20 protein-coding genes and 9 tRNA genes are annotated in these 22,340 nt (G+C 59.8%); 23 read left to right on the top strand and 6 right to left on the bottom strand.

Going from position 1 to position 22,340, the window contains the following annotated elements; translation table 11 throughout:
* Positions 1 to 52: 52 nt before the first annotated feature.
* Together KDW95_RS09205 and KDW95_RS09200 are read right to left on the bottom strand one after the other, a co-directional pair.
* Positions 53 to 2,326, bottom strand: a complete 2,274-nt coding sequence (locus KDW95_RS09205) for a mechanosensitive ion channel family protein (protein WP_255855974.1) — start codon at positions 2,324 to 2,326, stop codon at positions 53 to 55.
* 110 nt (positions 2,327 to 2,436) lie between these two features.
* Positions 2,437 to 3,651 (bottom strand): pyridoxal phosphate-dependent aminotransferase, encoded by a 1,215-nt coding sequence (locus tag KDW95_RS09200; protein ID WP_255855973.1) that lies wholly within the window; start codon positions 3,649 to 3,651, stop codon positions 2,437 to 2,439.
* A 214-nt stretch (positions 3,652 to 3,865) separates the two neighbouring features.
* On the opposite strand from KDW95_RS09200, the gene KDW95_RS09195 reads away from it, so the two are divergent.
* Positions 3,866 to 4,534, top strand: a complete 669-nt coding sequence (locus KDW95_RS09195; RefSeq protein WP_255855972.1) for a DNA-3-methyladenine glycosylase I — start codon at positions 3,866 to 3,868, stop codon at positions 4,532 to 4,534.
* Between the two features lie 172 nt (positions 4,535 to 4,706).
* Here KDW95_RS09195 and KDW95_RS09190 read toward each other — a convergent pair whose 3' ends face one another.
* Both KDW95_RS09190 and syd read right to left on the bottom strand, forming a co-directional pair.
* Positions 4,707 to 5,297, bottom strand: coding sequence for a YajG family lipoprotein (locus KDW95_RS09190; protein ID WP_255855971.1), 591 nt, complete (start codon positions 5,295 to 5,297; stop codon positions 4,707 to 4,709).
* A gap of 3 nt (positions 5,298 to 5,300) precedes the next feature.
* Complete coding sequence (syd, locus tag KDW95_RS09185; RefSeq protein WP_255855970.1) at positions 5,301 to 5,876, bottom strand: SecY-interacting protein; 576 nt, start codon at positions 5,874 to 5,876, stop codon at positions 5,301 to 5,303.
* Positions 5,877 to 6,270: 394 nt separating this feature from the next.
* Between syd and KDW95_RS09180 the strand changes: the two genes are divergently transcribed.
* The 20 genes from KDW95_RS09180 to KDW95_RS09085 all read left to right on the top strand — a co-directional run bounded on the left by KDW95_RS09180 (position 6,271) and on the right by KDW95_RS09085 (position 18,226).
* A tRNA-Asp gene (locus tag KDW95_RS09180) sits at positions 6,271 to 6,347 on the top strand.
* Positions 6,348 to 6,535: 188 nt separating this feature from the next.
* Positions 6,536 to 6,611, top strand: a tRNA-Val gene (locus KDW95_RS09175).
* A gap of 4 nt (positions 6,612 to 6,615) precedes the next feature.
* A tRNA-Asp gene (locus tag KDW95_RS09170) sits at positions 6,616 to 6,692 on the top strand.
* Positions 6,693 to 6,881: 189 nt separating this feature from the next.
* A tRNA-Val gene (locus KDW95_RS09165) sits at positions 6,882 to 6,957 on the top strand.
* Positions 6,958 to 6,961: 4 nt separating this feature from the next.
* Positions 6,962 to 7,038 (top strand) — tRNA-Asp (locus KDW95_RS09160).
* A 189-nt stretch (positions 7,039 to 7,227) separates the two neighbouring features.
* A tRNA-Val gene (locus KDW95_RS09155) sits at positions 7,228 to 7,303 on the top strand.
* Between the two features lie 4 nt (positions 7,304 to 7,307).
* Positions 7,308 to 7,384, top strand: a tRNA-Asp gene (locus tag KDW95_RS09150).
* A 188-nt stretch (positions 7,385 to 7,572) separates the two neighbouring features.
* Positions 7,573 to 7,648, top strand: a tRNA-Val gene (locus KDW95_RS09145).
* 4 nt (positions 7,649 to 7,652) lie between these two features.
* Positions 7,653 to 7,729: transfer RNA gene (locus KDW95_RS09140), tRNA-Asp, on the top strand.
* 149 nt (positions 7,730 to 7,878) lie between these two features.
* Positions 7,879 to 8,847, top strand: coding sequence for a 1-aminocyclopropane-1-carboxylate deaminase/D-cysteine desulfhydrase (locus tag KDW95_RS09135; protein ID WP_255855969.1), 969 nt, complete (start codon positions 7,879 to 7,881; stop codon positions 8,845 to 8,847).
* 213 nt (positions 8,848 to 9,060) lie between these two features.
* Positions 9,061 to 9,942 carry an NAD(+) kinase gene (locus KDW95_RS09130; protein WP_255855968.1) on the top strand — a complete coding sequence of 294 codons (882 nt, stop codon included), beginning with the start codon at positions 9,061 to 9,063 and terminating at the stop codon, positions 9,940 to 9,942.
* A 1-nt stretch (position 9,943) separates the two neighbouring features.
* On the top strand, positions 9,944 to 10,930 hold the full coding sequence (locus KDW95_RS09125) for a metallophosphoesterase (protein WP_255855967.1): 987 nt from the start codon (positions 9,944 to 9,946) through the stop codon (positions 10,928 to 10,930).
* Positions 10,927 to 11,778, top strand: coding sequence for a rhomboid family intramembrane serine protease (locus KDW95_RS09120; protein WP_255855966.1), 852 nt, complete (start codon positions 10,927 to 10,929; stop codon positions 11,776 to 11,778). Before KDW95_RS09125 ends, KDW95_RS09120 begins: the two co-directional genes overlap by 4 nt.
* Positions 11,779 to 11,913: 135 nt before the next feature.
* Positions 11,914 to 12,174: a YeaC family protein gene (locus tag KDW95_RS09115; protein ID WP_255855965.1), complete on the top strand. Its 261-nt coding sequence runs from the start codon at positions 11,914 to 11,916 to the stop codon at positions 12,172 to 12,174.
* Positions 12,175 to 12,187: 13 nt separating this feature from the next.
* Positions 12,188 to 13,018 (top strand): DUF2797 domain-containing protein, encoded by an 831-nt coding sequence (locus KDW95_RS09110; protein WP_255855964.1) that lies wholly within the window; start codon positions 12,188 to 12,190, stop codon positions 13,016 to 13,018.
* Between the two features lie 12 nt (positions 13,019 to 13,030).
* Positions 13,031 to 15,658 (top strand): aminopeptidase N, encoded by a 2,628-nt coding sequence (gene pepN / locus KDW95_RS09105; RefSeq protein ID WP_255855963.1) that lies wholly within the window; start codon positions 13,031 to 13,033, stop codon positions 15,656 to 15,658.
* 80 nt (positions 15,659 to 15,738) lie between these two features.
* Entirely contained in the window at positions 15,739 to 16,125 is a 387-nt protein-coding gene (locus KDW95_RS09100; protein WP_255855962.1) for a hypothetical protein, read from the top strand.
* Between the two features lie 36 nt (positions 16,126 to 16,161).
* A complete protein-coding gene (locus tag KDW95_RS09095; protein ID WP_255855961.1) occupies positions 16,162 to 16,971 on the top strand; it encodes an AlbA family DNA-binding domain-containing protein in 810 nt (269 codons plus the stop codon).
* A gap of 1 nt (position 16,972) precedes the next feature.
* Positions 16,973 to 17,602 (top strand): HAD family hydrolase, encoded by a 630-nt coding sequence (locus KDW95_RS09090; RefSeq protein ID WP_255855960.1) that lies wholly within the window; start codon positions 16,973 to 16,975, stop codon positions 17,600 to 17,602.
* 75 nt (positions 17,603 to 17,677) lie between these two features.
* Positions 17,678 to 18,226, top strand: coding sequence for a hemerythrin domain-containing protein (locus KDW95_RS09085; RefSeq protein WP_255855959.1), 549 nt, complete (start codon positions 17,678 to 17,680; stop codon positions 18,224 to 18,226).
* 30 nt (positions 18,227 to 18,256) lie between these two features.
* Here KDW95_RS09085 and KDW95_RS09080 read toward each other — a convergent pair whose 3' ends face one another.
* Positions 18,257 to 18,871, bottom strand: coding sequence for a riboflavin synthase subunit alpha (locus KDW95_RS09080; protein WP_255855958.1), 615 nt, complete (start codon positions 18,869 to 18,871; stop codon positions 18,257 to 18,259).
* A gap of 79 nt (positions 18,872 to 18,950) precedes the next feature.
* On the opposite strand from KDW95_RS09080, the gene KDW95_RS09075 reads away from it, so the two are divergent.
* A complete protein-coding gene (locus tag KDW95_RS09075) occupies positions 18,951 to 19,847 on the top strand; it encodes a TIGR01777 family oxidoreductase (protein ID WP_255855957.1) in 897 nt (298 codons plus the stop codon).
* A 26-nt stretch (positions 19,848 to 19,873) separates the two neighbouring features.
* Here KDW95_RS09075 and KDW95_RS09070 read toward each other — a convergent pair whose 3' ends face one another.
* Positions 19,874 to 21,571, bottom strand: coding sequence for a BatD family protein (locus tag KDW95_RS09070; RefSeq protein ID WP_255855956.1), 1,698 nt, complete (start codon positions 21,569 to 21,571; stop codon positions 19,874 to 19,876).
* Between the two features lie 462 nt (positions 21,572 to 22,033).
* On the opposite strand from KDW95_RS09070, the gene KDW95_RS09065 reads away from it, so the two are divergent.
* On the top strand, positions 22,034 to 22,258 hold the full coding sequence (locus KDW95_RS09065; RefSeq protein ID WP_255855955.1) for a DUF2835 family protein: 225 nt from the start codon (positions 22,034 to 22,036) through the stop codon (positions 22,256 to 22,258).
* The last annotated feature ends 82 nt before the right edge of the window (positions 22,259 to 22,340 follow it).

Raw genomic sequence — 22,340 nt, 5'->3', positions numbered from 1 at the left:
AAGCACGGGCTCAGGGCTTGTATAGCCATGGCCGGCGCTGGGCTTGTGTGGTTCAGGCAGAGCTGTCGTCCTCGTAGAGGTTTTTGCCGTGATCGTCGTCGATCCGGTTGCTGTGCAGCAGGTCCGGGTGTAGCGCGGCCTGTGCGGCGGCAGCACCCACAAGGCCAAGGCGCGCGGCGTCGACCTGATCCTCGGCCTGGGCGGCGGCGGGCGCGTCCGGCAGCAGTACATGCACCGAGCGGTGGGCGAAGCGAATGCCGTTGGCCTCCAGTGCGTCCTTCACCTGGCGGTAGGCCTCGCGGCGGATAACCCATTGCTCGCCGGGCTTGCAGGTGAACTTCATGCGAAAGATCAAGGCAGATTCCTCGATCCGCATAACGCCCTGGGATTTGAGTGGCAGCAGGATCTGCGGGCCTATTTCGGGATCATCGAGCATGCCCTGTCCGACCTTCTTGATAATTTTCCGAACCTGCTCGATATCGGTGTCGTAGGGCAGGCGGAACTCAAGCTTCATGGTGACCCAGTCCCGTGACAGGTTCTTTACCGTGGCGATTTCGCTGTACGGGATGGTCTGCACGGCGCCGAGGTGGTGGCGCAGGCGCATGGAGCGCAGTGATATCTGCTCCACGGTGCCGCGCAGGCCCGCGGCCTCGATGTATTCACCGCGCCGAAAGGCATCGTCCAGCAGAAAGAAAATGCCGGACAGGATGTCCTGTACCAGTTTCTGGGCGCCAAAGCCGATGGCGATACCGACAACACCGGCACCGGCGAGCAGTGGGCCGATTTCGATGCCGGTGACGCTCAGGGCCATCAGGGCGACCACGATTACCAGAATAACGGACGTAAAACTGCGCACCAGCGGCAACAGGGTTTCGGCCCGAGAGGCGCCTTCTGCACCTCCTTCACCTTCGAGGCTGGCCAGGGCATCATTGTTTTGCGGCTCGGGCAGGCGCCGCTCGATGGCGGACTGAATCACCTGCCAGCAGATGTAGGCCAGCAGCAGGATAGCCATGATATCGATGGCCACACCCAGGCTGCGCTGCACCAGGGTTTCCTCCAGCATCGACATGGACGAAAAGCCGAAGGTTTCGCTGAGGAAGAACAGGGTGACGCCGAGCAGGATCAGCCGGCTGCCGTTTTGCACGATGCGGATAAAGTGACGCGAACGCTGTTCAAAGGTATGGCTTTGCAGCCAGGAGAACTGGCACATGCGCTGCAGCAGGGCGTGCAGCAGGCGGTCGATCAGGATAAAGCCAAGGGTCAGCCACCACACGGGTTCCACGCTGTGGGCGGTTTCATAGTTGCCGATAAAAACGTGGTAGCTCCAGATACACCAGAGCAGCATCAGCCATAACGTTGCCAGCATTGGCCAGTTCTGGCGCAGTGTCTGTCGCATCGAGGAGTCCGGATCGGCTTCGGTGTCGGCGAACAGTCGGGTAATGGTGTGGCGGTGATGCCAGACGAAGGCAATGGCGATAAAGTTCAGCAGCAGGCCGCCCAGGGGGACGGTAATCGCCGACAGAATGGTTTCAATGCCGTGGTGGTACAGCAGCGCCAGGCCATGGTTGACGATAACGTAGGTAATGGCGAAACCGATGACCCAGTGGTGTATGTTCTGGGCATTCTCGCACTCCATGCGAAACGGCCGGATGCCCCGGGCATAGGGCGCGAACAGCGAGCGCGACAGGATGCTGACCAGGCGTATGATGCTGACGGCGATCAGCAGGGCCATCAGGGTTGGGCGCAGGCCGGTACCGGGGTCATAGGCCAGCACGGGCAAGGCGAGCGCGCCGAGCACGAAGGCACCCAGGCGTACCAGGTTGAGGGCCGATTGCAGGAAGAGGTAACCCACGCTGGTGGACAGGTCATGGCACTGCTGGCAGGAGATGTCGGCCGACATGCGCCTGAGCTTCCAGCCCAGCAGGCCTTCGGTGGCGAGGCCTGACAGCAGCATCATTGCGAAGGCGATGATCAGATCACTGAAACCGTCCCAGCCGCGCTGGTCGCTAAGTGAGCTCCAGAAAGCCTGCTGCTGTTGTGGCCAGCGTTGCAGGCTTTGCTTTAGCAGTTCGAGGCGACTTTCGAAGTCATTGGTCGGCGCCGGCATGCTTTGCAGGGCGTCGTAGGGGTTGGGCTTGCGGGCAATGCTTTGCTGTTCGAGCTGGTCGATCAGCATCTGGCGCACTTCGCCGTCGCTCATCTGTGCGACCTTGCCGGTGCTGGTTTGTCGCGCCTGTTCCTGGGTGACAGCGGCTGCCAGTCCCAAGGTGCTGCTGGCCAGCAGCAGGAGCGACAGCAGCAGGTTGCGCCAGAGAGGTCGGGTCATGGTGGGTTCCAGCCTTGTTATTCTGATGGATCAGCACACGCTATCTTGCCAGCATGCCAGAGAATGACGCCCGGGTCAGTCTCTGGCATGGCGGTGCTGTTGTGCGGGCTTTATTGCCGGTAGAGGCGCAGAAAGTCGGCCAGGCGCTGGATTGCATCTTCGAGCTCATCCTGGCGGGGCAGGAAGACGACGCGAAAATGCTGCGTATCGGTCATGTTGAAGCCGCTGCCCTGCACCACCAGTACCTTTTGTTGCTGCAACAGGTCGAGCACCATTTTTTCGTCGTTGTGGATCGGGTACATCTGCGGATCCAGCTTCGGGAACAGGTACATGGCGGCCTTGGGGCGGACGCAGGAGACTCCGGGGATGTCGTTGATGCGGCGCCAGGCGCTGTCCATCTGGTCATACAGACGCCCGCCCGGAACGGTTAGCTCGTTGATGCTCTGGTAGCCGCCAAGGGCTGTCTGGATGGCGTGCTGCGCCGGGACGTTGGCGCACAGGCGCATGCTGGCGAGCATGTCCAGGCCTTCGATGTAGTCCCGCGCCTGGTGCTTGGGCCCGCTGACGATCAGCCAGCCGGAGCGAAAGCCCGCCGCGCGGTAGGTCTTGGACAGGCCGTTAAAGGTAATGCACAGCACATCGTCGGCGAGGGAGGCCAGGGATACGTGCTCATGGCCGTCGTACAGAATCTTGTCGTAGATCTCGTCGGCAAACAGGATCAGGTCGTGTTCGCGGGCCAGGTCGATGATCTGCTGCAGCAGTTCCAGCGGGTAGAGCGCGCCGGTGGGGTTGTTGGGGTTGATCACCACGATGCCCTTGGTGCGCTCGGTAATCTTGCTGCGCATGTCGTCGATATCCGGGAACCAGTCGGCCTGCTCGTCGCAGACGTAGTGGATCGGATTGCCGCCGGACAGGCTGACAGCGGCCGTCCAGAGCGGGTAGTCGGGCGAGGGGATCAGCATTTCGTCGGTATCGTTCAGCAGGCCCTGCATGGCCATGACAATCAGCTCGGATACGCCGTTACCGATGTAGATGTCTTCGATGGTGACATTGCGAATGCCCTTGCGCTGGGTTTCCTGCATCACCGCCTTGCGGGCAGAAAACAGTCCCTTGGAGTCGCAGTAGCCCTGGGCCGAGGGCAGGTTGTGAATGACGTCCTGCACGATTTCTTCCGGGGCCTCAAAGCCCCAGGGCGCGGGGTTGCCGATATTCAGTTTGAGAATGCGGTGGCCTTCTTCTTCCAGCCGCTTGGCTTCCTGCAGGACAGGACCGCGGATGTCATAGCAGACGTTGATCAGCTTGTTCGATTTTCTGATTACTGGCATGGTTGCAACCCTGAACTCCATTGCAGTTGCGTTTGATTCGAGCCACTGCGACTGGCGGGACACGCTTTGGCGAAGTGCCTGTGTCCATTGGCGAAAAAGGGATAAATCATACGTCCTTTTCCGGTGCAAAAGAATATGCGGCCCCAAATAGCAGCGCTGCCGCGGATGTGGTGATTAGCAGGCGCATGAGTAGCAGGGATGGGAGAGAGTGGCGATGAAGTCTTTTCAGTGGCTGTACCAGCAGGTGGTGGAACACCACGCCGACCGGGATGTCGAGGCGCTTCTGCCTGCGCCGTTGACGGCAGACCAGTTGGCGGCGGTTGCTGATGACAGGTTGCTGTCCGACCTCTGTCGGCGGGTATTTCGGGCGGGCCTCAAGCATTCCCTGGTGGACGCGCGCTGGCCGGCGTTTGAAGTGGCGTTCTGGGGGTTTGATCCGCACAAGGTGGCGCTGATGTCGGACGAGCAGCTTGAGCGCCTGATGCAGAATGACAAGCTGATCCGGCACTTTGGCAAGCTCAAGTCCGTGCGGGCCAATGCCCTGATGGTTACGGAGCTGGCGGCACGGCACGGCAGTTTTGCGCGTTTTCTGGCGCACTGGCCTGTGGACGATATAACCGGGCTCTGGTTGCTGTTAAAAAAGCAGGGTGCTCAGCTGGGTGGCAACTCGGGGCCGTATTTCCTGCGTATGGTGGGCAAGGACACTTTCCTGCTGACCGACGATGTGGTCGCCGCCCTGGTCGCCCAGGGCATCGTGGACAAAAGGCCAACGGCACAGCGCGACCTGCGCCTGGTGCAGCAGGCCTTCAATCAATGGCAGCAGGAATCGGGCCGGCCCCTGTGCCAGATCAGTCGCCTGCTTTCCATGACCGTCGGCTGGTAACGGCGCTGGTTAGGAGGCTGTCCGAGCATGCTGACCGTAGCGAGAGCCGGCTGGCTTGAGCTGATTTTTGCGGTGTTTTAAGGCGAATAGTGGTTCTATTTAACGCCAAGCAGCACGAAAATCAGCCAAGCTCAGGTGGTTCGCAGTAGGTTGAGTGTTGTCGGACAGCCTCCTAGTATTGCTGGTTGATGAATTGCAGCAACTTGGGGTCGTTAAAGGCGCGGGTCAGGGTGTCGCTGGCCAGGAGGTTGAACAGTTCCTGGTTTTTGCTCTCGGACGGTGTAAAAGGGGACTGGTAGCGCTGCTCGGACCTGTACTCCCCGCTTAGCGAGCGACCGTTCATCTGGGCCACCAGGCGCAGTTTCATTTGCAGTCTTACCTGTTGCTGTGAGCCTTCCTGGCTGGCCTTGTAGCTCAGTTCGTCCAGCAGCAGGGTGATCTTCAGTTGACCGCGTTGCCCGGTTGCAGGGCCAAACTGGTATGCGCCCATCTGGCGCAGTCCCTGCTGGGCACTGCTCAGCAGGGTGTAGCGAGCATCCCGGGCCAAAGTGATAAAGGCGTTCTGCTCGAAGCGCGAGACGCGGTGGCCAATGATCGGTGAGCTGCGCAGGTCCTTGGCGTCCAGTTCGACCTGGATGCCGCTGGGCAGACGTTGCCAGCTATCGATCTGGGGCTGAAGCTCGATCTGTTGCGGGCTGAGGCTCGTGCAGCCACCGAGAGTCAGGGCAAACAGGCAGAACATTAGGGGTAGCAGGCGAGGCATGACTTACTCCTGATCCGCAATGGTGTCGGGTTCCAGGGCGTCCAGAAACGCCGCCAGGCTATCGGCAATCTGGCGCAGTGGCTTCTTGCCCGGGGCTTCGAGCCAGACGGTGCCATCGCTGTTGTTAATGCTGATAAACATGTCTTCAGGCTCGGTGCTGGCGAAAAACAGCGTCAGGGGCTGTTTCTTGCGGGCTTTCATCAGCGCGTGCCCGAGCAGGTTGCCGCGCAGGCGCTCGCCGTCCTCCGGGTTCCACAGCTGCAGCAGCACCAGTTTGTTCGACAGGTGGCGGGCGGGCAACGGGTCGGACCAGTAGCGGCTGTAGAACGTCACGATGTCGGGATGGATTTTTTGCTCCAGTGCCTGGCCTATGCGCTCGAACAGGTCGCTGTCTTCGGTCTGTCGCACGGGGCGCCATGGCGTCGGTTCGTCGTCTGCGGCCTGGGTTGCGTAGCAGTCCGAGCTCCATTTGGCATCAAAGGGGAGCAGTGGCAGGCGGCCGGCGTGTGCTAGCTGGTATTCAAGGGCACGATCCATGTAGCGATCAAGTGCCTGGGCGGTGCTGGCGCTGGGGGTCATGGCGTTAATCGAATCCGGGTAGTGGGAGCAGGGTGCGCTGTGCGCCTGCCTGCTCGATCAGTGTCTGTCGATGCGGCTACTCTATCTGCTTGCGATTTGATTGTGCAATAGGGCTGCGTGTCGAGCGAATTGGTGTGAGAGAAAGTCAGCCAGGGGGCTGGCGGGTGTCGAATCGTGCAGGTGGTGCGGGTGTCGCCGACACACCTGTGTTGATCGAGGTGTCGTTTTTGTATGAAAAGTGTTCGATGCTGAAATGACTTAAAAAAAATGCCGCTAAACGTTTGACAGCACTCACAAAATCATTAGAATTCGCACTCCGTTCTGAGGCAACAACATGTTCAGGGCGGTTGATCTCGGGGGTGGTTGATGTGTAATCTTCCCTCGATCAAGCTGCGGAGTGGTAGTTCAGTTGGTTAGAATACCTGCCTGTCACGCAGGGGGTCGCGGGTTCGAGTCCCGTCCATTCCGCCACTTTTCGAAAGTGGGAAGCTTGAAAGATGGGTGCTGAAATAGCAGGTTAGGATAATTGCCTGTCATCTCATCACAGGATCGGTCGGGGATTAAGTCCTGTCCAGTCCAGCACTTTTTCGAAAGTGGAAAGTTAGCGTAGAAAGACGTCGTTTCAAGGTGCCGAAACGTCGAACAATGGCCAGCGTTATGGGCGAATAGCTCAGTTGGGAGAGCGTCTGCCTTACAAGCAGAGGGTCGGGGGTTCGAACCCCTCTTCGCCCACCATAACGGAGTGGTAGTTCAGTTGGTTAGAATACCTGCCTGTCACGCAGGGGGTCGCGGGTTCGAGTCCCGTCCATTCCGCCACTTTTTCGAAAGTGGAAAGCTTGAAAGATGAGTGCTGAAATAGCAGGTTAGAATAGTTGCCTGTCATCTCATCACAGGATCGGTCGGGGGTTAAGTTCCGTCCATTCCGCCACTTTTTCGAAAGTGGGAAGCTTGAACAGAAAGACGTCGTTTCAAGGTGCCGGAACGTCGAATAGTGGCCAGCGTTATGGGCGAATAGCTCAGTTGGGAGAGCGTCTGCCTTACAAGCAGAGGGTCGGGGGTTCGAACCCCTCTTCGCCCACCATAACGGAGTGGTAGTTCAGTTGGTTAGAATACCTGCCTGTCACGCAGGGGGTCGCGGGTTCGAGTCCCGTCCATTCCGCCACTTTTTCGAAAGTGGAAAGCTTGAAAAATGGGTGCTGAAATAGCAGGTTGGAATAGTTGCCTGTCATCTCATCACAGGATCGGTCGGGGGTTAAGTTCCGTCCATCCCGCCACTTTTTCGAAAGTGGGAAGTTTGAACAGAAAGACGTCGTTTCAAGGTGCCGGAACGTCGAATAATGGCCAGCGTTATGGGCGAATAGCTCAGTTGGGAGAGCGTCTGCCTTACAAGCAGAGGGTCGGGGGTTCGAACCCCTCTTCGCCCACCATAACGGAGTGGTAGTTCAGTTGGTTAGAATACCTGCCTGTCACGCAGGGGGTCGCGGGTTCGAGTCCCGTCCATTCCGCCACTTTTTCGAAGGTGGGAAGCTTGAAAGATGTGTGCTGAAATAGCAGGTTGGAATAGTTGCCTGTCATTTCATCACAGGATCGGTCGGGGGTTAAGTCCCGTCCATTCCGCCACTTTTTCGAAAGTGGCTAGTTAGAGTGGAAAAACTTCGTTTCAAAGTGCTGAAGCGTCGTATTGAGCCAGCGTTATGGGCGAATAGCTCAGTTGGGAGAGCGTCTGCCTTACAAGCAGAGGGTCGGGGGTTCGAACCCCTCTTCGCCCACCATAACGGAGCGGTAGTTCAGTTGGTTAGAATACCTGCCTGTCACGCAGGGGGTCGCGGGTTCGAGTCCCGTCCGTTCCGCCACTTTTCGAAGTGGCTTTTTTTTGCCTGTCTCTCGGGCGTCTCCTCTTGTTTGATCTGCCTGGGCGGCATCGCCTGCGTTCCTTCGTCGTATCCGTAACCTGGTGCCGGTGCATAGGCAGGCCGCGACTGATCTGGTAGCTTAAGCGCCCATGAAGCCATGTTCTTTCAATCCCTTTGAGAGTGCGCCGCAGGTTCCGCTGCAACCATTGGAACTGGATTTGTACAGCCGTGCCGGTGTGGATGTCTGGTTGTTGCGCCTCGATCTGGCTCACTCGCGCATCAGTGGCAACAAGTGGTACAAGCTCAAATACACACTGCAGGACCTGGTTGAGCGCGGCGAGCGGCGCGTGCTTACCTTTGGCGGAGCCTATTCCAATCATGTGCATGCACTGGCGTTCGCAGGCCAGGCCATGGGTATCGAGACGATCGGTGTTATCCGCGGCGAGCCTGCCTACGCCAGCAACCCGACCCTGTCGGATGCCAGTGCCTGGGGCATGCAGCTCGAATTTGTGGACCGGGTAACCTATCGGAACAAGCAGGACGGCGCTTTTCGGCGGCAGCTGCGCAGGCGTTTCGGCCGTTTTGGCCTGATAGCCGAAGGCGGCTTTGGGGCTCTGGGGCTGGCAGGCTGTCGCGAGATATTGGCGGGTCTGCAAGGCGTGCCGGCCTTTGATCTTGTCTGTGCTGCGGTCGGTACCGGCGGCACCCTGGCAGGGCTGATCGCATCATGCCCGCAAAATACCCGCGTTCTCGGGTTTTCGGCTCTCAAGGGCGGGGCCTTTCTGCAGGCCGATATCGCCGGTTTGCTGCAGCAGGCCGGGGTCATGGACTCGGGTAGCTGGAAGCTCCAGCTTGACGCCCACTGTGGCGGCTATGGTCGAATATCGCCGTTGTTGGCAGCTTTTATGCCGGCTTTCACGCACAAGACAGGTGTGGTGCTGGATCCCGTTTATACCGGAAAAATGCTGCTGCGGTTCAATCAGCTGGTGGCCGACGGTGAGGTTCGTGCGGGCTCCCGGGTGCTGCTGATTCATACAGGCGGGCTGCAGGGGCTTAGAGGAATGGAAAAAACATTGTACGATCAAGGGCATGCTTACCGCGGCGGGCTGCCGCTTTGAGCGGTTATTAATCCGGTGGGTTAATACATGAAGCATGAATGCTTCATCATTGGGCCTTTGGTTGAACTAAAGCCCGGTGCGAACGCCAGAGAAGTCAGCATGTCCGCGTAGTTGCGCCCATTCCCTTGGGATACGGAGCATCTGGCGTGATGGACAAACAGGCAGGGAGCCTGTTTGTCCGCCGGGTTAATGGCTTAACAACAGGGTGGTTAGATGGACTATTTTCGCAATGTAGGCTTGATCGGGCGCCTTGGCAGCAAGTCGGTTATCGATACGCTGAAGCAGCTGATTCGCTTTCTGAATGAGCGCGGGCTCAATACTGTGCTGGATGAGCGCATTTCCGACACTATTCCCGGTCATGGTCAGCAGACGTGCAAGCAAAAAATGATGGGCGAAATCTGTGATCTGGTGATTGTGGTCGGCGGTGATGGCAGCCTGCTGGGCGCTGCCCGCGCGCTGTCACCGTCCCATGTGCCGGTACTGGGTGTGAATCGCGGCAACCTGGGTTTTCTCACCGATATATCGCCGGCCGATATCGAGGAAAAGGTAGCCGAGGTACTGGAGGGGAAGTATACGGTCGAGAGTCGCTTTCTGCTCGATATGATCGTCAAGCGCGAAGGAGAGCCTATCGGCGAGGGCACGGCCCTGAACGATATTGTGCTGCACCCGGGCAAGGCGACTCGCATGATTCAGTTCGAGCTGTTTATCGAGGGGCAGTTTGTCTACACGCAGCGCTCCGATGGTCTTATCGTGGCAACGCCGACAGGTTCCACGGCCTACTCGCTATCGGGGGGCGGCCCTATCATGTCACCCAAGCTCGATGCTCTGGTGCTGGTGCCCATGTTCCCCCATACGCTATCCAGCCGCCCAATCGTGGTGGACGGCAATAGCGAGCTCAAGCTGGTCATTAGTGACAACAATAAAACCTATCCAACCGTGTCCTGTGATGGTCAGCTGAGCTTTAGCCTGGCGCCGGGCGATGTTATTACGATTCATAAAAAGCCGCACAAGCTCAAGCTACTGCATCCGCTCAATTATGACTTTTACCTGACCTGCCGCGAAAAGCTCGGGTGGGGGACAAGGCTGGGAGGCTGATGTGCCGGATATAAAGGGCTTTGATCTTATCGGTGACGTGCATGGTTGTGCGCTCAGTCTGTCGATGTTGCTGGAGCGTCTGGGGTATAGGCGCGAGCGCGGCACATACTGCCATCCAAGCCGCCAGGCGCTGTTTGTCGGCGATATCATTGACCGCGGGCCGCGTATCCGCGAGTCGCTGCACCTGGTACGTGACATGGTCGAGGCCGGTGCAGCCCAGGTGGTCATGGGCAACCATGAATACAACTTCCTGTGTTATTGCACGCCAGGGCGGCCAGGTTCGGGGCTTGATTTTCTGCGTTCCCATACGCCGCGTCATCATCGGGTACTGAAAGAGACCCTTGATGCCTTTGCATCCCATCCGCAGGAGCAGGCGGATTTTCTGACCTGGATTCGGGACATGCCGATCTTTCTGGAGTTCGAGCATTTTCGTGTGATTCACGCCTGCTGGCCCCAGGCACTGATTGACCGTTTTGCGCGCGACTTTGGCGGCAACCGCATCAGCGAAGATTTCCTGCATCGCTCCGTCGATCCGGAGACTTTCGAGTGTGAGCTGATGGACCGTGCCCTGCGCGGGACCCAGATGAAGCTGCCCAACGGGGCCGTTATCACCAGCAAGGATGGTTTCCAGCGCCGCTACTTCCGCACCAAGTTCTGGAGTGGGTCGGCCGAACGCTACGCAGACGTGGTGTTTCAGCCGGATCCGTTGCCGGGCGACATTGCGCGCATGCCGCTGAGCGAGCAGGACCGGGCGCAGTTGCTGCACTATGGCGAGGACGAAAAGCTGCTCTTTGTCGGGCACTACTGGCGTGACGGGGAGCCGGCACCGATAACCAGCAATATCGCCTGCCTGGATTACAGTGCGGTTAAGTTCGGCAAGCTGGTGGCCTATCGCTACGATCATGAGCCGCGCATTGATCCGGCCAAGTTTGTCTGGGTTGATATTGCCCGTGAAGTGCGTGCACCCGAGCCCGGAGATGTCCTGTGATCAAGCTGCTTGAAGCCCCTCTTGCGCAGGACCTGCACGGCTTTACCGAGTGTCTCTGGCAGCAGCGCGTACCGCACCGCGTGGTGGAAAAGGGTGAGGTGCAGGAACTGTGGATTTCCAGCCAGGTGGACGCCAACCAGGTGCTGACGCTGTATCAGCTCTGGCGTGACGGGGCGGACCTGAGCGCGCTCAAGGCGCCGCCGGCCCGCTCCGTTGGCGTGATGAGCCGGGCGGCGCTGCAGCAGTTCTGGTTCAGTCTGCTATTGATTGTGGCCAGTGTGCTGGTGTCGCTGCTGGTGGGCTTTGGCGAGAACCTCGACTGGATGCGCCGTTTTGCCGTGGTGGATTTTCAGGTGCGTGGCGACAGTGTGTATTACGCCTCGATCTCGGATAACCTGGCTTCGGGGCAGTTCTGGCGGCTGTTTACGCCAGCGCTGATGCACTTCAGCCTGCCGCATATCCTGTTCAACCTGCTCTGGGTCTGGGTGGCGGGCCGCGCTATCGAAACCCTGCATGGCCGTGGCGCCCTGCTGGTGCTGGTGCTGTTCTCGGCGCTGGTATCGAACCTGGCCCAGTTCTGGGTAAGCGGTCCGATGTTTGGCGGCATGTCCGGTGTCGTCTTTGCGCTGTTGGGGTATGCCTGGCTTTGGGATCGGCGCGGTGGGCGCCCCGCCATCGGGCTGCCGCCTGCACTGATGGGGCTCATGTTGCTATGGCTGGTGCTGGGGTTTGCCGGCGTGCTGGAATATATCGGTGTCGGCGCCATTGCCAATACGGCCCACCTGGCGGGGCTGGTCGCAGGGATACTCTGGGCCGGGCTGCGCAGCCTGCTGATCCGGCAGCGCTAAACGCTGGGTCTGGGTGTCTTTGTGCTGCCCCGTAGCGTCCTGGCGGTTCAGCCCTGGCGGCACTGTCTGGTACACTGCGTGCGAATCAGATGCGCAGGCCCACCGGCGATGGCCTGCGCGCGTGGAGTACAGAGAATGAATTACGAACAGTTGATTGAAGCCATGACCCCCGACATGCACCGTTCGCTCAAGCTGGCGGTGGAAATCGGCAAGTGGCCCAACGGTGAGCGCTTGAGCGAAGAGCAGCGTACCCTGTGTCTGCGTGCGGTGATTGCCTATGACCAGAGCCGCTTGCCCGAGTCCGAGCGCACCGGTTTTATTGATCGCACCCGGCCCGATGGCGCCCAGCATGGCACCGATCCGCTCAAGCCCCAGCCCCTTAAAATTCTCAACTAGGCGTTAATTTTTCATGCAAGTACTGGCACAGGGCGCACTTCGCAAGATGCGTACCGAGCTGACCGACGGTCAGGCACACTATCAGCTGGTCTGCGGCGATCAGGCACTGGCGCTCAATGAGCGGCTCGGGCAGCAGATCAGTCTCAGGCACCTCGGTGCGATCAATTGCCTGCATTGCGGCAGGAAAACCAAGAAAAGCTTCAGCCAGGGCTATTGCTACCCCTGTTTTACCAAGCTGCCGGAATGCGACAGCTGCATCATGAGCCCGGAGAAGTGTCATTTTCATCTGGGTACCTGCCGCGACCCCTCCTGGGGCGAGCAGTTCTGTTTTCAGAGTCATATCGTTTACCTGGCCAACTCCTCCGGTATCAAGGTGGGTATCACCCGTGGTACCCAGGTGCCCACGCGCTGGATCGACCAGGGGGCGGTGCAGGCGCTGCCTATTCTGCGAGTGGATTCGCGCTTGCAGTCCGGCCTGATGGAACATCTGTTCAAGGATCAGGTGGCGGACAAGACCAATTGGCGCACCATGCTCAAGGGTGGCATTGCGCCACTGGATCTGAAAGCCGAGCGTGACCGGCTGTTCGAGGCCAGTGCTGCCGGCATGGCGGAGCTGGAGCAGCGTTTTGGCTTGCAGGCATTGCAGCGGCTGGAGGCGGATGAAGTCTCTATCGACTATCCGGTAATGAACTATCCGCTGAAAGTCAGCTCATTGAATCTGGATAAAACGCCCGAAATCAGCGGGCAGCTTCTGGGAATCAAGGGGCAATATCTGATACTGGATACCGGTGTGATTAATTTGCGCAAATACACCTCCTACGAGGTGGAATTTCGTTCCGAATAGGGTGAAAAAGGCATGGCAGAGCAACCGCAGGCAATTTATCTGAAGGATTATCAGGTTCCGGCATACCTGGTCGATGCAACCACCTTGCGGTTCGAGCTGGCTGACGACCAGACGCGGGTGCGTTCCACGCTGACAATGCGACGCAATCCCGACGCCCCGTCAGCACCGGCGCCGCTCGAGCTGCACGGGCATGAAAGCCTGGAGCTGTGCCGTCTGGCCATCGATGGTCAGGACCTGGCGGCGACGGACTACCAGCGCGAGGGCGAGCTGCTGAGTATCGCCGAGGTGCCGGCAAGCTTTGTGCTGGAATGCACCACTCGCATTCACCCGCAGACCAATACCGCGCTTGAAGGGCTCTATCTGTCCGGCGGCATGTATTGCACCCAGTGCGAGGCTGAAGGCTTCCGGCGCATCACCTTCTATATGGACAGGCCCGATGTGATGTCGGTCTTTACGACCACGGTCGAGGCGGACAAGGCTCGCTTCCCGGTCCTGCTGTCCAACGGCAACCCGGTGGATTCCGGCGAGCAGGGCGGGCGTCACTGGGTGACCTGGGAAGACCCCTTCCCCAAGCCTGCTTACCTGTTTGCACTGGTGGCCGGCGACCTGCAGCATATCGAGCGTCCCTATAAAACGGCGTCGGGGCGAGAAGTGGCGCTGCGCATCTTTGCCGAGCCCAAGGATCTGGACAAGCTTGATCACGCCATGGACTCCCTGGTCAATGCCATGCGCTGGGATGAGGATGTCTATGGGCGCGAGTACGATCTGGATATCTACATGATCGTGGCCGTGGATTTCTTCAACATGGGGGCCATGGAAAACAAGGGTCTCAATATCTTCAACACCTCCTGCGTGCTGGCCAGCCCGCAGACCACCACCGACGCCGCCTATCAGCGAGTCGAAGGCGTGGTGGCCCATGAGTATTTCCATAACTGGTCCGGCAATCGCGTTACCTGCCGGGACTGGTTCCAGCTGAGCCTGAAAGAAGGTTTCACGGTGTTTCGTGATGCCGAATTTTCGGCCGACATCAACTCGCGTACCGTCAAGCGCATCGAAGACGTCACCCTGTTGCGCACGGCTCAGTTTGCTGAAGACGCCGGCCCCATGGCGCACCCGGTCCGTCCGGCGTCCTATATTGAAATTTCCAACTTTTACACCCTGACGGTCTACGAGAAAGGCGCCGAAGTGGTGCGCATGCTGCACACCTTGCTGGGGCCTGAGCTGTTTCGCCAGGGATCGGACCTGTATTTCGAGCGTCACGACGGTCAGGCCGTCACCACCGATGACTTTGTCTGCGCCATGGAAGCGGTGTCCGGGCGGGACCTGACACAGTTCCGCCGCTGGTACAGCCAGGCCGGTACGCCGACGCTGCGGGTGACGGATGACTATGATGCCGCCACGCAGCGCTATCGTCTTCACGTCGAGCAGCTGTTGCCGCAGACACCGGACAAGCTTGAAAAGCTGCCCTTGCACATTCCGCTGTCGGTGGGTCTGCTGGACGAGCGCGGTGCTGATACCGAGCTTGACGGCGGAGCAACGACCGTCGTGCTGGAACTGACCGAACAGCGCCAGAGTTTCGCGTTCGAGGGGATCAAGGCCCGGCCTGTGCCGTCCTTGCTGCGCGGTTTTTCAGCGCCGGTGCGGCTGCAGTATGCTTACAGCCGCGATGCCCTGGTATTTCTGATGCGTCACGACAGCGACGGTTTCAACCGCTGGGATGCGGGCCAGCAGCTGGCCGTCGAGATCATGCAGGGGCTGATGGCGGACTATCGCCAGGGCCGGGCACTGCAGCTCGATCAGGCGCTGGTGGACGCCTATGCCGCGGTGCTGGACGATGAAACCCTGGACCCCGCAATGGTGGCCAAGGTGCTGTCGTTGCCTTCCGAGGCCTATCTGAGCGAACTGTCCGAGTGCATCGACGTGGATGCCATCCATGCTGCCCGCAACTTCGTGCGTGCAGAGCTGGCCCGTGCACTGGAACCCGCGCTGCTGCGTCGTTACGAGGCGCTGGCACCCCGGTGCGACTATGCGCCGTCGGCCGACCAGGTGGCGCAACGCAGCCTGCGTAACCTCTGTCTGTCCTATCTGATGGCACTGGAGGCGCCAGCACACCTGGTTCGTGCCCGGGCCCAGTATGACGGCTGTGACAACATGACCGAGCGTCAGGCGGCCCTTAGCCTGATCGCCCATTCAGGCTTCGAGGTCGATGCCGCCGCCGTGCTGGAGGACTTCTATCAGCGATACGAGAACGAGACGCTGGTGGTGAATCAGTGGCTGGCGGTACAGGCCTGCGATCCCAAGCCCGGGGCTCTGGCTCGAATCCAGGCGCTGATGGAGCACGCAGCCTTTGATCTGCGTAACCCCAACAAGGTGCGCTCGCTGATATCGACCTTTTGCGCGATGAATGCGGTGAACTTCCATGATGCCAGCGGGGCAGGGTATGCTTTCCTGGCGGACCGGATCATCGAGATGAACAGGCTGAATCCTCAGGTGGCCTCACGCCTGCTGACCCCGCTGACCCGCTGGCGCAAATATGACGAGGCGCGCCAGGCCTTGATGCAGGCACAGCTGCGGCGCATTCAAGGCAGCGGTGAGCTGTCGCGGGATGTTTACGAAGTCGTCAGCAAGAGCCTGAACTGAACGAGACCCCGCTGGCAGGGTTGGTTATACTGCCAGTCAATTCGGCGCAAATATCCAAGCAATACTCAGGGATGCATTAGATGGAAAGATTGCTTTCAAACCACGACAAGTTCGATCTGCAGCAGAACTATCGTCGTTACCTCAAGTTTCGGGATCAGCGTGAAGACGCCAACCGGGCCATGCAGATCGCCAAGGCAAGCCGGGTCTGGGTTGCCGGTCTGGTGACACTGCTGTTCGCGCTGGCATCAGACTTTTTCCTGGGTGCCTCGGCCGCACTTTTCGGGCTCTACTTCTACCGTTTGCTGATGGCGCGCATGAAAACCAGCCAGGCGGATGAAGGCTGCGAGGACACGGACCGCTGGTTCGCCTCCAAGGGGCTCAAGTTTGAAGGCCGGATTCTGTACTTTCGCGATGACAAGATGCTGGAACATCCGCTGGACCCGTTTGACGACGGCATCTACAAGTAACCCGGTGTTCCCGCTGGTCTGCATGAGACGATGCCCATGAGAAAAGAGTATCGTGGCATTACCGGGCGCACGCGCCGCCTGTTGCAGATGCCGGAAGGCGTCAATGTAGACTTCAAGCGCGAGGCGTCTGCGGTTCACGCCAGTGACCTGGTCGCCTTTGCCAATGCCGCCACCGGCGGTACTCTGCTGATTGGCATCGATGAGTACACCAGCGATGACGGGGTACAGCGTGGCCAGGTGGTCGGCTGTGATGTGGATGATGGTGCCCGCCTGAGCCTGATCAACAAGGCTACCGGCTGTTACCCCAATATCGACGTCGAGATTTTCATTGAAAACCTCGGTGCCAAACCCATTCTGCGCGTCGAAATTCCCCCCGGCCCGGCCAAGCCCTATTGCACGCCCAGCGGCCAGTACGCCATGCGGGCTGATGGGCGCAACCGGGCGATCTACCCGGAGGAGCTGTTGTCGATCTTCATGGATCGAGAAGGCGAGCAGTTCCTGTTCCGTTTTCGTAACGCGGTGCTGCGGCTAGAACAGCAGGTAGGGGGGATCAGTCATTCGATTAACGATGGCTTGTTGCAGGTCAGCCAGCATATCCATGATCTGGATGATCAGCTCAAGCGTACCTTCAGCCGTATCGATCAGCTCACCGACAGCAGCAAGAAGCGTTCGCGCAACATGCTGCAGACACTGCGGGACAGCCAGGAAAGCATCGGCAACCTGGAGCGCCTGCTGAGTGAGGGCAATGGCAATCAGCAGCGCTACCAGCTCATGCTGCGGGAAGTCGAAGACAAGCTTGGCGGTCTGCTGGACAACATGACCGGCGATAACGGGGTGGATGGCTGAGATGGAATCACTGCACCAGAAGCGTTACTGGGTATTTGACCTGGACGGTACCCTGACCTGCCCGGTACACGACTTCGAGCATATTCGCCGCGAACTGGGGCTCTTGCCGGGCGCGGATATTCTGGCGACGCTGGCGCAACTGGCCGAGCCGCAACGCAGCCAGCGCTATGCCCAGCTGGATGACCTGGAGCGCTACTATGCGCACAGGGCTGCGCCCGCAACAGGATTACTGCCGTTGTTTGAGTGGCTGCATGGGCGTAACTGCAGTTTCGGCATTCTTACGCGCAATACTCGCGAGTTCGCCCTGCTGTCGCTGCAGGCCATTGGTGTGGCGTCCTATTTCGATCCGGCCTTTGTCATTGGGCGGGACGAGGCTGAGCCCAAACCCGACCCCGGCGGGCTGCAGCACCTGCTCGGCGCCTGGGGTATCGAACCTGGCTGTGCGCTGATGGTGGGGGACTTCCGGTATGACCTGGAGGCCGGACGCAACGCCGGCATGATGACGGTGCATGTCGACAGCCGGGACGGGCGGGACTGGCCTGAATTGACGGATTTGCGGGTGCGGGACCTGGGCGAGCTGCATGCATTGCTGTGTCGAACGGTGCCGCCTGCTGAGCCGCTGCCCGCCTGATCAGCCAACTTCACGTAATCCGGCTTGTCTATAGTAAAGGTAAGCACAGGTAATTCTTCAGCGTGGAGGCTTTATATGACCATTGTTGCCGAACTGCGCAGCGATCATCTTAATCTTGATCGTCTGCTGGACATCCTTAATGCCAAGGTCGCCAAACTGCGCGCCGGCACCCGGCCCAATTATCGGCTTATGGCCGATGCCGTCAGCTACATCGGTGATTACGCCGATCAGTACCACCATTCACGGGAAGACGCTCTGCTGGCGCACTTTCGGGGCCGCGATGCGTCGCTCGATGACCTCATGCAGCAATGTGAAACTCAGCATCAGCGCCTGCAGGCGCTGTCCCATGACCTGAGCGATGTGATCGACAGCATACTGAACGATACCCTGGTGCCAATGGACCAGTTGGTCGACAAGCTGGAACTCTATGTGCGTGAGCAGAAGGCTCACATGGCGTTTGAAGAACAGCAGATTTTCCCGCAGCTGGAGCGTCTGGGCCAGGCCTCGGACTGGGAGCGAATGCTGGCGCAGCTGCCGCGCAATGCGGACCCGCTGTTTGGCGAGCACCAGTCCGAAGAATATGTCGAGCTGTACCGGGATCTGCTGCAGGACATGACGCCCTAGCATTATTCTGTTTCCCGGGTGTTCGGCGCCTCAGCCCTTTGATTGTGCGTCGAGGTAGCGCTCCACGGTGTCGACCACCGCCTGGGTGTGAGGGTCCACTTCGAGATTGACGCGCTCGCCTATGCGGGCCGACCCAAAGCGCGTAACCGCCAGGGTTTCCGGGATCAGATAGACATTGAACTGGCCATCCTGCACCTCGCCGATGGTGAGACTGCAGCCGTTGAGTGCGACAAACCCCTTGGGAAGAATGTATTTCTGCAGTGTCTGTGGCACGGCAAAGCTGATGATGCAGTTGTGCTCTGTGGTTTCAATGCCGGTGATCTCGGCAGTGGCATGGACATGCCCCGACAGCAGGTGTCCGCCAATTTCATCACCAAAGCGTGCCGCTCGCTCGAAGTTGACCTCATCACCCGGCTTTAACTCGCCGAGGTTGGTGGCACGCAGTGTCTCGACAATCAGGTCAAAGTCGACCCTTGCACCTTCAAAGCCGGTAACCGTGAGGCAGGTGCCATTGACCGCGATGCTGGCACCCTGCTCGAGTTGATTGGCGCGCTCGGGCGGCAAATCCAGGCTGAGTTGCATAAACTGGGGGTGGCGTTGCACTGCGACGACACGGGCTTTGCCCTGAACGATACCGGTAAACATGGCTGTCTCGTGTGGCTGGATTGAAGAGAGCGAAGCTTAACTGAAAAGCGGCGTCGATTGGAAATGGAAGGGAGTGCGCATGAAGGTTCTGATCAGCGGCGGGAGTGGGTTTATCGGTACGGCACTGGTACGTGATCTGGTGGCCAGGGGGCATGAGGTTCTGGTGTTGTCGCGCTCGGTGCAGCGAACCTCGCGCCGGCTTGGCGTGCGGGTACTGGGTGGCCTCGATCAGATCGGCAGCGGCGAGGCGATCGATGCCATCGTCAATCTGGCCGGTGCCCCCATCGTTGGCCGGCGCTGGACTGACGCACGCAAGCGTGAGCTGCGTGCAAGCCGCCTCAATACCACCGAGGCGTTGCTGGAGCTGATTGCGCGGCTGGAGAGGCCGCCGGAGGTGCTGGTCAGTGGCTCGGCGGTGGGTTATTACGGCAGTCACAGCGGCGATATGCCATTGACGGAAGAAGCGGATGATTACAGGCCGGGGTTCTCACACCAGCTCTGTGCCGACTGGGAGAGCTGTGCATTGCAGGCCGAGGCACTGGGTGTACGGGTCTGTCTGCTGCGTACCGGGATTGTGCTGGGAGCCGGGGGGGCGCTGAGCAAGATGCTGCCGGCCTTTCGCTGCGGGCTCGGCGGCCCTGTCGGTAACGGGCGGCAGTGGATGTCCTGGATTGCACTGGAGGACGAGCTGGCTATTATTCGCTTCCTGCTGGAGCAGAGCACCCTGCGCGGGCCCTTCAATGCCTGCGCACCGGATGCGGTCACTAACGCGGGTTTTGCAACGGCCCTGGGGGCGGTGCTGCGGCGCCCGGCGCGGCTGCGGGTGCCGGCGACCGTACTGGAGCTGTTGCTGGGGGAGGCCAGTGAACTGCTGGTGTCGGGGCAGCGGGTGTACCCTCGGCGCCTGCTTGATGCCGGCTATGAGTTTCGCTGCACCTCACTGGAGGAGGCGCTTAAAGCGGCTGTCGCAGGTTGAGGTCGATTCAGGCAGGGGGCGCTGCCTCAGGATGCAAAATTCAATTCCGGCAGCGGGGCTTCTTCGTAACCTTCGGGGCGACGGTCACGCAGTTTCTCAATGGCTTCGAGCAGCAGGTCGCCTTGCCACAGTGCCTTGTCCTCCTGGTGGACATGCTGTTCGAGGTCCAGGATCAGAAAGTCGAGCGTCTGGCTACGTGCCGCATCGCTGATATCCTCACTGTTGAATATGTGCTGGTCGGGCCAGAAATTCTGCGCCCATTCGACCAGGCGCAGCTTAGCCACGGCGGCATTGTTCTGCTGGCACGCCATGGCCAGTGCCTGGAAGGTGTTTTTTTCCGCCATCTGGTGAGCCATCAGCAGTTTGCGTCGCCGCCGCATTTCTTCCTGCTGCGCCTGTTGCCGCTCTTCCTGGCGCAGTTGGCGCAGGTGGTTGAACGTATAGAGCCAGCCCAGGGACGAGATCAGGCTGATGACCGTCAGCAGGCCGATAAGCAGTCGGCTTTCGTTAAGGGCCTGTTGCAGTCGCGCGACCGATGCGGCCGTCACCGCAGCGCTGTCGATCTCTGTTCTGGCCGCTGGTGTTGCCGGCGCCAGCGCCAGGGCCGCTTCCACGGCCCTGGCGCGGGGCTGAACCTGTAGCGGGTGCTCCGGCAGGGCCACATTGCGTGCGCTATCGGTATTGAGATCCCACCAGGTGATATCAACGGGCGCTAACGTCAGTGGGCCGGCCTTGTGTGGGTGCAGTACGATGTGTTCGGTACGCCGGCTGGTCAGACCCCGCTCGGAGACGTCTTCCACCAGTTCAACGCTGTCGACGCTCAGGTCGAACGTGGCCCCTGCCGGCGGTGCCAGTGAGGGCAGGCGCGAGGCCGGCAAGCCGGTCGCCGTCAGGCTGATACTGTAGCTCAGGCTTTCGCCCAGGCTGGTAGTCTGGCGGCTTTGCCAGTCATCATCCAGCGTCAGGGTTGTTGCGGGCAGCCAGTAGCCCCGCGCACTCTGGTAGGCCGGAGCGATAACGGCGACCTCAAGCGGCCGGGCCTGCAGCTGAATCTGGCTATTGTCATGTTTTGCCCGGCCCTCAAAAATGGGGCCATCCAGTGTCAGGGTGCCCGTCTGGCCGGGAAAGAGGGCATAGCGCTGCTCGATGACGCTGTAGTTGCGACCGCGCAGTTGCTGGGTCGAACGCGTCTGTTCGCCCAGCGGCTTGATCAGGGCTCCGGGCAGGTAGGGATCCGTGAGCTGGGTGTCGGGCAGAAGCTCAATGGCATGGTACAGCCGCAGGGTGTAGATCAGCTGGCTGTCCTGGTAGACCTCGTTGGTGTCCAGGCTGGCCTCGATAAAGACCTGTTCGCCCTGAAGACCGCTTTCGCGGGCCGCTCCGCTCAGTACCTTGAGCTGCAGGCTGTTGCTGGATTCGAGGCCCAGCAGCAGCGGTGGAACGGTGATGTCACCGGCGGACTTGGGCCGCAGCAGGACTTCCCAGCGCGTACGATACTGGCTGTCGCCACCGGCGTGGCTCGACAGCGTGAGCTGCTTGCTGCCCAGAAACTGGAAGTCGCGGTAAAGCGGAGAGAAATCGATTTCCTGCTGAATGCGCGAGTCGGCCTCAAGCGTCAGACGAACCCTGTCCTGCGCCGTGATCGTATTTCGATCCAGGTATGCCGACACGTCAGCGAAGACGGGCAGGCAGATGAGGTTCAGTACTAAGGGCAGCTTGCGCATAGTGCCTTTATTTCAGCTGGCTGTGAAAGACCCGAGAGGGCCACTCTGGAGCAAGCCGTCAAGCGAGATACAAGCTTGAAATGGCCCAGGTTTTCAGGTCCGCGTCCTGCGTCATTATCAGGTAACCCCCCTCGCATATCAATGACTTGTTGGAAAGCCGGGGCTGCCGGCGTTGTTTTGGCCGGCTCTCGTGCCAAGTGTTTTTCATGCCGGCCGATTCTCGTTGTTGTCAAGCTGCTGCCAGAAAGCGACACCTGTCCAAAAACAATAGCAGAGCCTGGCGGGCAGGGCGCGGCTTTGGGGCCTTTTAGCATCGAATCGGACACGTTAGTACCGTGTCTTGGGTCGGGCTGTTGCCCTCAACCCGCTTGTGTCCGGGATGCAGTGGCTCGAATTGGTTGCAGTATTGGTGCATTATCAGGCGCGATACGCCGGGGGCGGCCAGGCAGTCAGGGGGGGAGCATGGCACAGGTTGAGTTCGAGCTTGCGATCAGTCGGGAGGACTATTTGCGGCATTATCAGTCGCAGGGGCGGCTTCAGGTCACGGTAACCGCGCTGGACGGGCGGCGGGTGCGTTTCCCTGCCGGCATTCTGCAGCCCTTTGTGCTGCATGAGGGGGTGTACGGGCGCTTTGTGATTCAATTTGACCCCCAGGGGCGCCTGTGTTCGATTGATCGAGTGGGCTGATTTGACCCTGATGGCGGGCGGGTGTTCAGGAACAGCTGTGTCGCCTATAATGCCGCCTTAATTTCTGCGAACCCTATTGGAT

Origin of the sequence: Marinobacterium rhizophilum, from assembly GCF_024397915.1 — a bacterium.
Lineage (GTDB): Bacteria > Pseudomonadota > Gammaproteobacteria > Pseudomonadales > Balneatricaceae > Marinobacterium_A > Marinobacterium_A rhizophilum_A.
The sequence above is the reverse complement of the archived record's forward strand: the minus strand, read 5'-3'. Positions and strand labels throughout refer to the sequence as shown.